Here is a 13,150-nt window from a genome sequence, read left to right as displayed (position 1 = left end):
GCCTCTCACGAGAGGGCACCGTTCCGGCGCCGCACGAGGAGGACGACTCCGGCGACGGCGAGCATCGCGGCGAGCGCGCTCAGGGCGATCGGCAGGTCCGTACCGGTGGATGCCAGGCCGTCGTCGGTGCCTTCGCCGCCGCTGCCGCCACCGCTCGTCGCGAGGACGGTGAGCGCAGCACTCGCCTCGCGATCCGAGAACACTCCGATCGCGACCACGTCGTGCTCGCCGACCGCAGCGCCGGTCGGAATCGTGATCGAGCCCGCGATCTCCCCCGCCTCGTCGGCGACGAGCGTGGTGAGCGCAATGGGCGTGGAGTGCAGCTCCAGGCGCACGCTCTCGCCGGGGACGAAGCCTCCACCCGAGACGGTCAGCTCATCGCCGGCGCGCGCGCTGTCCGCCGACAGGGTCAGCGTGGCAGGCAGCGGAAGACCGCACTCGGCGATCGCGATGTCCGCGCCCTCGTGCACCTCGCCGGCTTCGAGCTCGATGCGCTCGGCGTCATCCAGCGAGGTCCCGCCGCCGAGGTAGGTCGTGCACTCGGCGCCCTCGACGCCGATCGTGTAGGTGCCGGCGGGCAGCCTGCCGGGCAACTGCTGGCCCCAGCCGCTGAAGTCGTACGTCCCCCATGAGGGTGCGCGATCGGCCTCGCGCCAGGCTCCGTCTGTCCAGAGGTAGGCGATCACGCTGAGCCCCTCGCCTTCCTGGTCGATGCCGCCGTCGACGAAGACCTCGCCGCGGATGTCCGCACCGGCAGAGAGCGCGAAATCGACATCCTCGGCCCCGGCGGCCTCGACCTCGACGAGGGCGGCGTCTTCCTCGAAGAGCGCGCCGTCGAAATACTGCCTGGCGTAGTAGGTGCCGTCCTCGGCGACGCCGCCTGCCTCGACCGTATAGGTGCCGAACGGGACGTAGAGCGTGTAGGCGCCCTGGGCATCCGTCGTCGCCTGCGTCACCGTGTCGCCCCACGCCGTCACAGTGATGCCGGAAACCGGCACTCCCCCGGACGTCACGGTCCCCGAGATCGGCGCGCCCGCCTCGAGCTGCGCATCGATGTCGTCGCGCACCTCGCCCGCGCTCACGGCGACCATCGTCATGTCGTTCAGCGAGCGGGCATCGTCCCAGAACTCCGCCAGCAGCGAAGGGTCGTCCGGAGAGAACCGCACACCATAGGCGCCGGCCGGGACGTATGCCGTGTAGGCGCCCTGCTCATCGATGACGGCCTCGGTGAAGGCGAAGCCGCGCTCATCGACCACCGCGACGGTGCCGGTCGCCGGCTCGCCGTCGGCGGCTCGCGTGACGTGTCCGGAGATCACAGCGGCGTCGTCCAGCGTGGCGTCGATGCCGGGATGCACGTCTCCCGCGATCACCTCCACCGCCGTGGCCGCGCCGGCATCGGTGGCGGAGTCCCAGTACTCGTCCAGCAGCGTCGGGTCGCTGCTGTCGAAGGACACCGTGTAGCTGCCGGCACGCAGGTTCGAGATGAAGTACGTGCCGTCGTCCTGCGTCACCGCGGACTCCGAGGTCGTATCCGACCACGCCGTGACCGAGACGCCGGCGAGCGGAGAGCCGTCCGATGCCTTCGTCACCGTTCCGGAGATCGCGCTTCCCACGGCCAGCGAGATGTCGACGCCGTCGGTCTCCTCGCCGCCCACGACCGTGACCGCCTGGGCGTCCTCGATGACGAGCGCGTCGTTGTAGTACTCGGAGAGGAACCCGTCAGCGTAGAAGCGCAGATCGTAATCGCCGGGATGCACGGCATCGATATGGAACAGCCCATCGGCATCGGTGCCGGTGGCGGTCGAGTAGCCGTCGCGGCCGAGGATCGAGATCGTCGCATAGGGCACGGGAGAGCCGTCCGCGTCGCTGATCACTGTGCCGGAGATCGAGCCGCCGGTGATGAGCTCAGCATCGATGCCGGTGAGGTCCTCGCCTGCGGCGACGACGACGTCCGCCGCCTCCCCATAGGTGCGCTTGCCGGGGAAGTACTGCTCGACGAGTCCCTGGTCCTCGCCGTCGAATCGCACGGAGTGGATCGCGTCGGCGGGCACGTCCCAGAAGGTGTACGTGCCGTTGAACGCCGTCCAGGTCGTCTGGATCGCGAACCCGGCGGCATCCCTCAGCTCGACGGTGGCTCCCTCGACGGGGATTCCATCGGATGCGTGGAGCACCGTGCCAGAGATGCTTCCGGTGTCGCCTTCGGCGGCCACGGCGCTGGGCACGCCGACGAACGTCAGCAGCGCCACGGCGAGCCCCGCCAGCAGCGTTCGCAGGCCCGATCGATTCGCTCGTGCTGTCGACATCGTCTCCCCCTCGTGACCGGCGCCGTGGCGCCGCGATACCCGCAGCGATGCGCACACGGCTGTTCCGAACCTAGAGGCATAGCCGCCTGATAGGAAGAGATGACCGTCACACGGAGGTGCCGTGCACCCTCAGCCGCCCATCGTCCCTGTGGCAGGGACGGCATCCGTGCGGCCGTAGCGCAGCAGGGTGACCCCGCTCGCATCAGACGTCGCCGGCGCGAGCAGGCGCAGCATCCGCGGGGTCGCACGGTCGTCGAACACCTTCTTGCCGTCCCCGAGGAGGATCGGATAGACCCAGAGCTTCAGCTCGTCGAACAGTCCCTCCTCGAGCAGCGTGTGCACGAAGTCCAGGCTCCCGATCACGTGGATGTCGCTGTGGGACCCGCGGATGCCCGCGAGTTCTGCGGCCAGGTCGTCGCCGACGCGGGCACTGCCCTCCCAGTCGAGACGGATGCCGGCATCCCTGGATGCCACATACTTCGGCACCCTGTTGAAGAGCACGCCGATCTCGCCCTCCGGCCCCTCGGTGTGGTGCGGCCAGTAGCCCGCGAAGATGTCGTAGGTGCGCCGGCCGAGCAGCAGCGCATCGAGCTCGGCCATGCCCGCCATGACCTGCTCGCCGACCGCCTCGCTGGGGACACCGGCCTGCCAGCCGCCGAAGCGGAATCCACCGCTGGTGTCCTCGTCCGGGCCGCCGGGGCCCTGCGCCACGCCGTCGAGGGTGGTGAAGAGATCGATGACGATGCGGCCGGCCATCATCCCTCCTCGGCGAGGAAGGCCTCCGGCCCCTGCTCGGCGGCGGCCGGGTCCATGTAGAGGAACTCCAGCACGTTGCCGTCCGGGTCCTCCAGATCGCGGGAGTACATGAAGCCGAGGTCCTGCGGCTCACGGGGCTCTGCCCCTCCCGCCGCGAGGCCGGCGGCGAGGATCGCGTCGACGTCGTCGCGCGAGTCGCGGCTCAGAGCGATGAGCACCTGTGCGGCGTCCTTGGCCTCGACGAGGGCCTTGTCGGTGAAGGTCGCGAAGTACTCGCGGGTGAGCACCATGAAGAAGACGTCATCGCTCCACACCACGCAGGCGGCGTTCTCGTCGGTGAACAGCGGATTGATCGTGCAGCCGAGCGCCGTGTAGAACGCCTTGCTTCGCTCGAGGTCGCGGGTGGCGAGGTTCACGAAGATCTGAGTGGTCATGCGGACTCCATCGTCGAGCAGCCGTGCCGCGGTCGCGGCCGGACCTGCACGACGATCCTCGCAATTCCGCACCGGTATGTCAGCCCCTTTGCTCATCCGCTCGCTGAGCCTGTCGAAGCGCCACCCGCAATGCCCGCCCTCTCACCCGCTCGCTGAGCTTGTCGAAGCGCCGCACCTGCATGGCCCCCTTCGACAAGCTCAGGGAGCGGGAGGCTCACGTCCATCCCGCAGAGTTCGCTGAGCCTGTCGAAGCGCACGCCATCCCCCGCAGGACGGATGCCGTGTCGGCGGCACCCCCGTAGCGTGGAGTCATGCCCGCATCCACCCGACCGCTGACCGCCCGTGAGCGGCGCGCCGACGTGCTGCTCGCCGTCGTCGTGTTCGTCGCCGGCGTCGTCAGCGCCGCGCTCTCCGCGATCTCCGAGGTGTACGGCGAGGAGCAGGGCGAGCTGTGGCTCGCCCTCGTCTACCTCGTCGTGGCGGCCGCGCCGCTCGCCGTGCGACGGGTGTGGCCGGCCCCGGTCGCGATCATCGTCTCGGTGGCGTACTTCTTCGCCGTCACCTTCCGCGTCCCCGAGCTCTACGCCGGGAACATCGCGATGTTTATCGCGCTGTACACGGTCGGCGCCTGGATGACGAACCGGCGCGCGGCGATGATCGTGCGCGCCGCGATCATCGCCGGCATGTTCGCCTGGCTGCTCATCGTGATGTATCGCGACGCCATCGACACCGCGCGCGAGGAGGACGTCGTCGCGGGCGCGATGTCCCCGTACATCGCCTTCATGATGCTGCAGATCCTGCTCAACGTGCTGTACTTCGGCGGTGCGTACTACTTCGGCGAGCGCGCATGGGCGGCGGCGCAGCAGCGCGCCGTGCTCGAGCAGCGCACCGCCGACCTGGAGCGCGAGCGAGAGGTCACCGCCGCTCAGGCGGTCGCGCTCGATCGCGTCCGGATCGCCCGTGAGCTGCACGACGTCGTCGCGCACCACGTCTCGGTGATGGGCGTTCAGGCGGGCGCGGCCCGGGTGGTGATCGATGCGGATCCGGGGCAGGCCCGCCAGCTCCTCGCCGGGATCGAGGGCTCGGCCAGAGAGGCGATCGGCGACCTCCGTCACCTGCTCGAGACGCTGCGCTCCTCGGGCGACGAGGCGGCCGACTCCGACTCCACCCGCACGCTGGCCGACATCTCCGATCTCGTCGAGGCTGCCACGGATGCCGGGATGCCGACGACCTTCGAAGTGTTCGGTGATCCGGGCCCCGTGCCGCCCGTCGTCGCCGTGAACCTCTACCGCATCGCGCAGGAGGCGCTCACGAACGCGCGGCGCCATGCGGGTGCAGGGGCGAGCGCCGATGTCCGCCTGCGCCACAGCCAGGGCGTGGTGGAGCTCGAGGTCGTGAACACCGGGCGTTCCGTGCTCACCCCACGACAGGGTCTCGGTCAGCTCGGCATGCGCGAACGCGCCGCGGCATCCGGCGGCGTGATCGAGTCAGGGCCCCGCGAAAGAGGAGGGTGGCGGGTGCGCGCGACCGTGCCCCTCGTGGATGCCGGGTCGGAGGTGCCGGCATGATCCGCGTGCTCCTCGTCGACGACCACGCCATGCTCAGGGCGGGCTTCCGCACGATCCTGGATGCTCAGCCCGACATCACGGTCATCGGAGAGGCATCCACGGGCGCGGAGGCGGTGGCTGCGGCATCCGCTCTCCAGCCTGACGTCATCAGCATGGACGTGCAGATGCCGGACATGGACGGCATCGAGGCGACACGTCGGATCACCGCCGACCCCGCTGTGCAGGCCGCGGTGGCGATCGTGACGACGTTCGACCGCGACGACTACCTCTTCGCGGCCCTCGATGCGGGAGCGAGTGGATTCCTGCTGAAGAACGCCGGCCCGGAGGATCTCGTCGCCGCCGTGCGCGTGCTCGCCGCAGGGGACGGGATGCTCGCGCCGGAGGTCACCAGGCGCGTGCTCGACCGCTTCGCGGCCCCGCCGGAGCGCGCGCCGTCGCTCGAGCCGGTCGAACCGTTCACGGAGCGGGAGGCCGAGGTACTGGCGCTCATGGTCGAGGCGTTGAGCAACGCGGAGATAGGAGCGCGGCTGTACATCGGCGAGGCCACGGTGAAGACTCACGTGTCGCGCATCCTGCAGAAGCTCGGCGCGCGTGACCGCGTGCAGGCCGTGGTGCTGGCGCTGCGGCACGGGCTGGCGTGATCGCGGGGCTCCGCTCCCTGAGCCTGTTCCCGCTCCCCGAGTCTGTTCCCGCTCCCTGAGCCTGTCGAAGGGAGCACGTCCATGCTTCGCTTCGACAGGCTCAGCGAGCGAGGTCAGACACGCTCAGCACGCAAGCGCTTCGACAGGCTCAGCGAGCGAGGTCAGACACACTCAGCACGCAAGCGCTTCGACAGGCTCAGCGAGCGAGGTCAGACACGCTCAGCACGCAAGCGCTTCGACGAGCTCAGCGAGCGAAAGAGACGACGCTCAACGAGCAAGCGGCGCGACTTCCGGCGGCTAGTCCTCGACGCGATCGAGGAAGTCGCGGATGAGCACGCGCAGTAGTTCAGGGCGCTCGTTGACGAGCCCGTGCGACGCGCCGGGGACGATCGCGAGCTCCGCGCCGGGGATGGAGGCGGCGATCAGCAGGCTGTGATCGACGCGGATGGTGTCATGGTCGGCGCCGATCACGAGCGTCGGCGCCGCGATGCGTGCGAGGTCTGCCGCGGGGATACGGGGTTCAGCCGTCCACAGTCGGATGAGCTTCTCGAGCACCCGCTCCGAGTGCGCCGGTCCGTCGGGGGAGAGCCGCTCGTAGTGGGCCTGCTCGACGTCCTCGCGCTCGCGATCCGGGAGGGCGGAGAGCATCGGATGCTCCGCCGCCTCCGGCACGTGGGAGAAACCGGTCGGGTCGATGTTCGCACTGATCGTGACGAGCGAGCGCACCCGCTGCGGATGCTCCATCGCCAGCATGAGCCCGAGGATGGCGCCGTCGCTGTAGCCGATCACGTGCACCGGCGCGGTGGCGACGGCATCGAGGTAGCCGAGCGTCTCGGAGAGCCCTCGCGCGTAGGAATACTCCTCGTCGATGTCCGCCGAACGACCGTGGCCTGGGCGCTCGAAGGCGATCACGCGATGATCCGCGGCGAGCGCCTGGCCCTGCGGGCGCAGCGACTCCAGCGAGCAGAAGCCGCCGTGCAGGAGCAGGACGGTCTCGCCTTCGCCGGTCTCCTCCGAGTACAGGTCGACGCCGCCGATGCGATGGAAGGGCATCCCCCGAGCCTAGGCGCACGAACGCCCCGGATGCGGGTGTCGGCATCCGGGGCGTTCGCAGCGGATCAGGCGCGCGAGCGCTCGACCCGGTTGATCAGCTCGTTGAACGCGCCGAGGAAGCCGGCGAGGAACTCGGCGGTGCTGTCGACGGTGATCGTGTCGTCCTCGGCGATCAGGCCGGGCGTGATCTGGATGAACCCCTCGGGCTGGCCGAGCGTGATCGCGTTGAAGTGGCCGAGGATCGCGCGCAGGTGCTGCTGCGCCGCAGCGGTGGCGATGCCGCCGCCCGATCCGCCGATCACGGCGACGGGCTTGCCGTTGAACGACCCCTGACCGTAGGGGCGGGTCGACCAGTCCAGGGCGTTCTTCAGGACGCCGGGGATGGAGCGGCTGTACTCGGGCGTGACGATGATGACACCGTCGACATCGGCGATGGCCTGCTTGAAGTCACGCGCGACCTGCGGGAAATCGGCGTCGTAGTCGGGGGAGTAGAACGGCAGGTCCTTGATCGGGATCTCGACGAGCTCGACGCCCTCCGGGGCGAGCTTGGCGAGCGCGCTCGCGAGCCGGCGGTTGATGGAGGTGCTGGAGATGCTGCCGACGATGTAGCCGATGGTGCGGGTCACGGATCTTCCTTCGCTTCAGGTCTGCGGGCGGGAGCCCTGCATAGACCGGAACACCCGAGCCGACAACTGTATTCCCACGCATGGAACAGGCACGGGGTACTCTCGCCTCATGACCGATCAGGCCCCGCTCTCGCGCCCGATCGCCGCCGGCATCGTCACCGCGCTCGTCGGTTTCACGAGCTCTTTCGCCGTCGTGCTCACCGGGCTCGGCGCGGTCGGGGCGACGAGCACCCAGGCCGCGAGCGGACTGCTCGCACTGTGCGTGACGATGGGCCTCGCCTGCATCGTCCTGTCCTGGCGGTTCCGCATGCCGATCACCTCGGCCTGGTCCACACCGGGCGCCGCGCTGCTCGCCGCGACGGGCGCCGTCGAGGGCGGATGGCCTGCGGCGGTCGGCGCCTTCCTCGTCGTCGCCGCCCTCATCGTGCTGGCCGGCGCCTGGCGCGGTTTCGGCCGGCTGATCACGCGCATCCCGGCATCCATCGCGCAGGCCATGCTCGCCGGAGTCCTCCTCCCGCTCTGCCTGGCCCCGCTCACCGGGATCGCCGAGAACCCCTGGGGCGTGCTCCCCGTGCTGCTGACCTGGCTGGTGGCCGCCCGCTTCGCCCCGCGGTGGGCCGTGCCGCTCGCCTTCGTCGCCGCGACGATCGTCGTGATCGTCGATCTCGTCCGCACCGGCGCCGCGGTGGAGGCCGCACTGCTCGTCCCCCGTGTCGAGGTCACCGCACCCGTCTTCAGCGCCGGGGCTCTGGTCGGGATCGCCCTGCCGCTGTTCATCGTCACGATGGCCTCGCAGAACGTCCCCGGCGTCGCGATCATGCACGGCTACGACTACGACGTGCCCTGGCGACCGGCCATGCTCGTGACCGGCATCGGCACCGCGCTCGGCGCTCCGGCTGGTGGGCACGCCATCAACCTCGCCGCGATCAGCGCCGCGCTGGCCGCCGGCCCGGAAGCCGACCCCGATCCTCGGCGCCGCTGGGTGGCAGGGGCGTCGACCGGCATCTCCTACCTCGTGCTCGGCGCCTTCTCGGCCGTCTTCGCCGCCCTCGTGCTGCTCGCGCCGGCCGCGGTGATCCCGGCCGTCGCCGGGGTCGCACTGTTCTCGGCCTTCGGCTCTGCCGTGCAGCAGGCCGTCTCCGAGCCCTCGGAGCGGATGCCGGCCGTCGTGACCTTCCTCATCGCGGCCTCGGGGCTCTCCGCGCTCGGCATCGGCCCGGCGTTCTGGGCGCTCATCGCCGGCCTCCTCGTCCGCGCCGTGCTCTCCGTGCGTCGCTGACGACCGCGACCCATGGGGGATCCGGCATCCGCCGCAGGGGGGATGCCGGATCGGATGCGCCTTCGTAGCGTGGAGGCATGACCACCGGAACGCTGCAGTTGAGCGGCATCACCAAGAGCTTCGGCACCCGTCGGGTGCTGGACGACATCACGTTCCCCGTCGCGAGCGGGCACCTCACCGGCTTCGTCGGGGGCAACGGCGCGGGCAAGACCACGACGATGCGCATCATGCTGGGCCTGCTCTCCTCCGACGGGGGCGAGGTGACGCTCGGCGGGGCGCCGCTCACGCCCGAGATCCGCCGCGACTTCGGATACATGCCGGAGGAGCGCGGGCTCTACCCCAAGATGAAAGTGCTCGAGCAGGTCGCGTACTTCGCCAGGCTGCACGGCTTCTCGAAGGCGGATGCGTCGACGAGGGCCACCGCGCTGCTCGAAGAGCTCGGGCTCGGCGAACGGCTGAACGACAACATCGAGGCGCTCTCCCTCGGCAACCAGCAGCGCGCCCAGATCGCGGCGTCGCTCGTGCACGACCCAGAGGTGCTCATCCTCGACGAGCCGTTCTCCGGCCTCGATCCGATCGCGGTCGAGACCGTCGCAGGGGTGCTGCAGGAGCGGGCCTCCCGCGGCGTCTCCGTGCTCTTCTCCTCCCACCAGCTCGACGTCGTCGAGCGGCTCTGCGACGACCTCGTGATCATCGCCGGCGGGGTGATCAGAGCATCCGGCGCCCGCGAGGAGCTGCGCAGCCGGTACTCCGCACCGCGCTGGGAGATCGAGACGAGCGGCGACACGGGCTGGCTCCGCGAGGAGCCGGGCGTCACGGTCGTCGACTTCGAGGGCGGCAGCGCGGTGTTCGACGTGGATGCTCCCGGCACGGCGCAGCGCGTGCTCCGCCGCGCCCTCGCGGATGGCGATGTCGCCCGCTTCGCCCCGCAGCGCCCCACCCTCGCCCAGATCTTCAAGGAGGTCATCCAGTGAACACTTCGACAGGCTCAGCGCGGGACACTTCCGGCACCCGCCCGACCCTCTCCGCGGGCCAGGGCATGTGGCTCGTCGCCGAGCGCGAGCTCTCCACGCGCCTGCGCAGCAAGGCGTTCCTCATCTCCACCGGCATCCTGCTGATCGTCGCGCTCGTCGGCGTGATCTGGATGGGCGCCTCGTCCGGCACCACCAGCACGACGCCGATCGCGGCGACGAGCGAGGCCGCGGCACTGCTGCCGGAGGACGGCCCCTTCGAGGTCACCGAGGCCGCCGACCGGGACGCGGCCGTCGCCCTGGTCGAGGCCGGCGACGTCGATGCGGCGATCGTCGCGGATGCCGCAGCACCCACCGGTGTCGTCATCATCGCCGGGCAGTCCGCGCCGGATGCCCTCGTGGCGGCGTTCTCCGTGACACCGACCGTCGAGCTCCTCGACCCCGATGCGCCGACGTTCGGCATGCGGTACATCCTCGGGCTCATCTTCGGGCTGGTGTTCATGATGGCCGCGCTGAGCTTCGGCTCGCCCATCGCCACCAGCGTCGTGGAGGAGAAGCAGACCCGCATCATCGAGATCCTGCTCTCCGCGATCCCCGCGCGCGTGCTCCTGGCGGGCAAGGTCGTCGGAAACACCCTGCTGGCCATCACGCAGATCCTGCTGCTCGTGGTCGTCGCGGTGATAGGCCTGATCGTCTCGGGGCAGACCGAGATGCTGCAGGGCGTCGGAGCGCCCCTGGTGTGGTTCGGCGTGTTCTTCCTCTTCGGCTTCGTGCTCATCGCGACGATGTTCGCGGCCGCAGGGTCCCTCGTCTCGCGGCAGGAGGACGTCGGCAGCGTCTACACCCCGATGATGCTGCTCATCATGGCGCCGTTCTATCTGGTGCTCTTCCTCGGCCAGAATCCCCTCGTGATGACGATCCTGTCGTACGTGCCGTTCTCCGCCCCGGTGGCGATGCCCATCCGGCTGTTCTTCGACGAGGCGTCCTGGTGGGAGCCGGTCGCGGCGCTCGCGATCCTGCTCGTCACCTGCGCCGTCGTCGTGCTCATCGGCGCGAAGATCTACGAGAACTCCCTGCTCAAGATGGGGGCGAGGGTCAAGCTCGGCGAGGCGCTGCGCCGCTGAGCGATGCGGGTGCATGTTCCCGCGTGTCGCTCTGTGACACGTGGAATATGCACCCGCATGCACAGGTTTAGCCTGGGTGAGAGCGCGGACGATGGCGTCGGCATCAGCGTATGAACCCCGAAAGGCCGACCATGTCCACTCCCCTCCTCGACCGCACCGCCCCCACCGACCACCCCGTGCTCGACGTCCTGGCCGGGCGCTGGAGCCCGCGCGCCTTCGATGCGACGAGCGCCATCGACGAGTCCAAGCTCGCGGCGTCCCTGGAGGCCGCCCGCTGGACGCCCTCGGCCAACAACACCCAGCCGTGGCGCTTCATCGTCGCCCGCCGCGGCACCGCCCTGCACGCGCAGATCGTCGACGCGCTGGTCGGCTTCAACCAGGCGTGGGCGGGCAACGCCGCGGTGCTCGTCGTCGCGGTCGCCGAGACGGCGTCCGAGGACGGCACCCCGATCACTCACGCGATCTACGACCTGGGCCAGGCCGTCGCGCACTTCTCCGTGCAGGCCCACCACGAGGGCCTCTACGTCCACCAGATGAGCGGCTTCGACGCGGAGGTGGTCCGCGAGTTCGCCGACCTCGCACCGCGCTTCTCGGCCGTCACCGTCATCGCCGTCGGCGAGTTCGGTGACGTCGAGGCGCTCCCGGAGGTGCTCCAGCAGCGCGAGGTCGCCCCGCGCGTGCGCCGTCCGGTCGACGAGAGCGTCATCCTCAGCGCCTGAAACCCGCGTCCCGCGCGGTCGCGTCGTGCGGGAATCCCGGATGCCCCCGGCGCGTCGCCCCCCTTCGGGGAGCCGACGCGCCGGGGGCATCCGGTCTTCGGTACGGGGACGAGCATCCCCGCCCGGGGATCAGCGGGAGATCACCTTCGGGTTGGAGACCGCCTTGAGCCCCGCGACCCCGAACTCCTGGCCGTAGCCGGAGGCCTTGATCCCGCCGAACGGGACGACGGGGTTGATGGCGCCGTGGTTGTTGATCCAGACCGTGCCGGCCTGGATGCGGGCGGCGATCTGCGTCGCGGCATCCGCATCGTCCGACCAGACGGAGGCGCCGAGCCCCTGGCTGGATGCGTTCGCCCGACGCACGGCGTCGTCCACGTCCGAGTAGCGGATCACCGGGATCACCGGGCCGAACTGCTCATCGTCGACGAGGGCCGTGCCGTCCTCGATGTCCGCCACGACGGTGGCGCGGTAGAACAGCGGTCCGAGCTCAGTCGCCGGCTCACCGCCCACGACGATCCTGGCTCCGGCCGCGCGCGCGTCGTCGACGAGTCCGCGGACGATGTCGAACTGCTTCTCGTTCTGCAGCGGTCCGAGGACGTTGCCCTCCTGCAGTCCATTGCCCATCGGCATGACCTTCGCCATGCCGGCGAGCGTGTCGACGACCTCGTCGTAGACGGAGTCGTGCACGTACAGGCGCTTGAGGGCCGCGCAGGTCTGGCCGGTGTTGATGAAGCATCCCCAGAACAGGTTGTCCGCGATGGCCGCGACGTCGGTGCCTGGCAGGATGATGCCCGCATCGTTGCCGCCGAGCTCGAGCGTGAGGCGGGCGAGGTTGCCCGCGGATGCCTCCACGATCCGCCGCCCGGTCGCCGTCGACCCTGTGAACATGATCTTGTCGAGCCCGGGATGACCGGCCATCGCAGCTCCCGCCTCACGGTCGCCCGAGATCACCGTGAGGACGCCATCCGGCAGGTGGCGGTTGTAGATCTCGGCGAGCGCGAGCACGGAGAGCGGGGTGTACTCGCTCGGCTTCACGACGACGGTGTTGCCCATCCGCAGCGAAGGGGCGATCTGCCACACCGTGATCATCATCGGCCAGTTCCACGGCCCGATCGCGCCGACGACGCCCAGCGGATCGTAGGTGACGACCGCGCGCGACTCTCCGGCCTCGAACACGACCTCCGGCTCGAGCACGGTGTCTGCGGCGTTACGGGTCCACGTGGCGGAGGCGCCGACCTCGAACCGGGCGTTCGGGCCGTCCAGGGGCTTGCCCTGCTCGCGGGAGAGCAGGTGCGCGAGCTCCTCGGCGTTCGCCTCGATGTCATCGGCGATCGCGTTCAGGATGCGCGAGCGCTCGGCGTGGCCGAGGGCGTTCCAGGCGGGCTGCGCCTCACGGGCGGCGGCGATGGCCGCGTCCAGGTCCGCGACGGTATGCACGGGCGCGTGGCCGATGATCTCGCGGGTGGCCGCGTCGGGGATCGCCCGGCCGGTGCCCTCCGAAACGGTGATGCTGTCCAGGATCGACATCGCAGTGGTCGACATGGTCTTCCTCCAGGTTGATCGCGAGGGACGTCGGCGTCCCGTCGCACAGCATGCTAGATCGCCGCGGCGGCGCAGGGGGATGCCGGCGTGGCAGTCGTGCGCGCGGTGCATGCCGTCGTGCGCGTGCGGCACAG

At 70.2% G+C, this 13,150-nt stretch carries 12 protein-coding genes; 6 read left to right on the top strand and 6 right to left on the bottom strand.

The window, feature by feature from the left end; genetic code table 11:
• Positions 1-5 precede the first annotated feature (5 nt).
• The 3 genes from ACWGJP_RS06985 to ACWGJP_RS06975 form a co-directional block, all read right to left on the bottom strand.
• Positions 6-2,303 (bottom strand): MSCRAMM family protein, encoded by a 2,298-nt coding sequence (locus ACWGJP_RS06985; RefSeq protein WP_452329025.1) that lies wholly within the window; start codon positions 2,301-2,303, stop codon positions 6-8.
• Positions 2,304-2,432: 129 nt separating this feature from the next.
• Positions 2,433-3,059 carry a dihydrofolate reductase family protein gene (locus ACWGJP_RS06980; protein WP_452329024.1) on the bottom strand — a complete coding sequence of 209 codons (627 nt, stop codon included), beginning with the start codon at positions 3,057-3,059 and terminating at the stop codon, positions 2,433-2,435.
• Positions 3,059-3,493 carry a VOC family protein gene (locus ACWGJP_RS06975; RefSeq protein WP_452329023.1) on the bottom strand — a complete coding sequence of 145 codons (435 nt, stop codon included), beginning with the start codon at positions 3,491-3,493 and terminating at the stop codon, positions 3,059-3,061. The genes ACWGJP_RS06980 and ACWGJP_RS06975 overlap by 1 nt, the downstream gene beginning before the upstream one ends.
• Positions 3,494-3,804: 311 nt before the next feature.
• Between ACWGJP_RS06975 and ACWGJP_RS06970 the strand changes: the two genes are divergently transcribed.
• A complete protein-coding gene (locus ACWGJP_RS06970) occupies positions 3,805-5,061 on the top strand; it encodes a sensor histidine kinase (RefSeq protein ID WP_452329022.1) in 1,257 nt (418 codons plus the stop codon).
• Positions 5,058-5,702 (top strand): response regulator, encoded by a 645-nt coding sequence (locus ACWGJP_RS06965; RefSeq protein WP_452329021.1) that lies wholly within the window; start codon positions 5,058-5,060, stop codon positions 5,700-5,702. Before ACWGJP_RS06970 ends, ACWGJP_RS06965 begins: the two co-directional genes overlap by 4 nt.
• A gap of 297 nt (positions 5,703-5,999) precedes the next feature.
• Here ACWGJP_RS06965 and ACWGJP_RS06960 read toward each other — a convergent pair whose 3' ends face one another.
• Together ACWGJP_RS06960 and ACWGJP_RS06955 are read right to left on the bottom strand one after the other, a co-directional pair.
• Positions 6,000-6,755, bottom strand: a complete 756-nt coding sequence (locus tag ACWGJP_RS06960) for an alpha/beta fold hydrolase (RefSeq protein WP_452329020.1) — start codon at positions 6,753-6,755, stop codon at positions 6,000-6,002.
• Between the two features lie 65 nt (positions 6,756-6,820).
• Positions 6,821-7,381: an NADPH-dependent FMN reductase gene (locus ACWGJP_RS06955; protein ID WP_452329019.1), complete on the bottom strand. Its 561-nt coding sequence runs from the start codon at positions 7,379-7,381 to the stop codon at positions 6,821-6,823.
• Between the two features lie 109 nt (positions 7,382-7,490).
• Between ACWGJP_RS06955 and ACWGJP_RS06950 the strand changes: the two genes are divergently transcribed.
• From ACWGJP_RS06950 to ACWGJP_RS06935, 4 genes are all read left to right on the top strand, one after another.
• Positions 7,491-8,660, top strand: coding sequence for a benzoate/H(+) symporter BenE family transporter (locus ACWGJP_RS06950; RefSeq protein WP_452329018.1), 1,170 nt, complete (start codon positions 7,491-7,493; stop codon positions 8,658-8,660).
• A gap of 77 nt (positions 8,661-8,737) precedes the next feature.
• Positions 8,738-9,634: an ABC transporter ATP-binding protein gene (locus tag ACWGJP_RS06945; protein ID WP_452329017.1), complete on the top strand. Its 897-nt coding sequence runs from the start codon at positions 8,738-8,740 to the stop codon at positions 9,632-9,634.
• Positions 9,631-10,755 (top strand): ABC transporter permease, encoded by a 1,125-nt coding sequence (locus ACWGJP_RS06940; protein WP_452329016.1) that lies wholly within the window; start codon positions 9,631-9,633, stop codon positions 10,753-10,755. The genes ACWGJP_RS06945 and ACWGJP_RS06940 overlap by 4 nt, the downstream gene beginning before the upstream one ends.
• Before the next feature lie 131 nt (positions 10,756-10,886).
• Complete coding sequence (locus ACWGJP_RS06935; RefSeq protein ID WP_452329015.1) at positions 10,887-11,474, top strand: nitroreductase family protein; 588 nt, start codon at positions 10,887-10,889, stop codon at positions 11,472-11,474.
• Between the two features lie 129 nt (positions 11,475-11,603).
• Here ACWGJP_RS06935 and ACWGJP_RS06930 read toward each other — a convergent pair whose 3' ends face one another.
• Positions 11,604-13,016 carry an aldehyde dehydrogenase family protein gene (locus ACWGJP_RS06930; protein ID WP_452329014.1) on the bottom strand — a complete coding sequence of 471 codons (1,413 nt, stop codon included), beginning with the start codon at positions 13,014-13,016 and terminating at the stop codon, positions 11,604-11,606.
• Between the last annotated feature and the right edge of the window lie 134 nt (positions 13,017-13,150).

It is taken from the genome of Microbacterium sp. NPDC055903 (assembly GCF_053615555.1).
The sequence above is the reverse complement of the archived record's forward strand: the minus strand, read 5'-3'. Positions and strand labels throughout refer to the sequence as shown.

Coding starts and splice junctions, on each gene's coding strand:
- ACWGJP_RS06950 (WP_452329018.1), top strand. CDS start 7,491: ATGACCGATCAGGCCCCGCTCTCGCGCCCGATCGCCGCCGGCATCGTC.
- ACWGJP_RS06985 (WP_452329025.1), bottom strand. CDS start 2,303: ATGTCGACAGCACGAGCGAATCGATCGGGCCTGCGAACGCTGCTGGCG.
- ACWGJP_RS06965 (WP_452329021.1), top strand. CDS start 5,058: ATGATCCGCGTGCTCCTCGTCGACGACCACGCCATGCTCAGGGCGGGC.
- ACWGJP_RS06960 (WP_452329020.1), bottom strand. CDS start 6,755: ATGCCCTTCCATCGCATCGGCGGCGTCGACCTGTACTCGGAGGAGACC.
- ACWGJP_RS06935 (WP_452329015.1), top strand. CDS start 10,887: ATGTCCACTCCCCTCCTCGACCGCACCGCCCCCACCGACCACCCCGTG.
- ACWGJP_RS06980 (WP_452329024.1), bottom strand. CDS start 3,059: ATGGCCGGCCGCATCGTCATCGATCTCTTCACCACCCTCGACGGCGTG.
- ACWGJP_RS06975 (WP_452329023.1), bottom strand. CDS start 3,493: ATGACCACTCAGATCTTCGTGAACCTCGCCACCCGCGACCTCGAGCGA.
- ACWGJP_RS06945 (WP_452329017.1), top strand. CDS start 8,738: ATGACCACCGGAACGCTGCAGTTGAGCGGCATCACCAAGAGCTTCGGC.
- ACWGJP_RS06970 (WP_452329022.1), top strand. CDS start 3,805: ATGCCCGCATCCACCCGACCGCTGACCGCCCGTGAGCGGCGCGCCGAC.
- ACWGJP_RS06930 (WP_452329014.1), bottom strand. CDS start 13,016: ATGTCGACCACTGCGATGTCGATCCTGGACAGCATCACCGTTTCGGAG.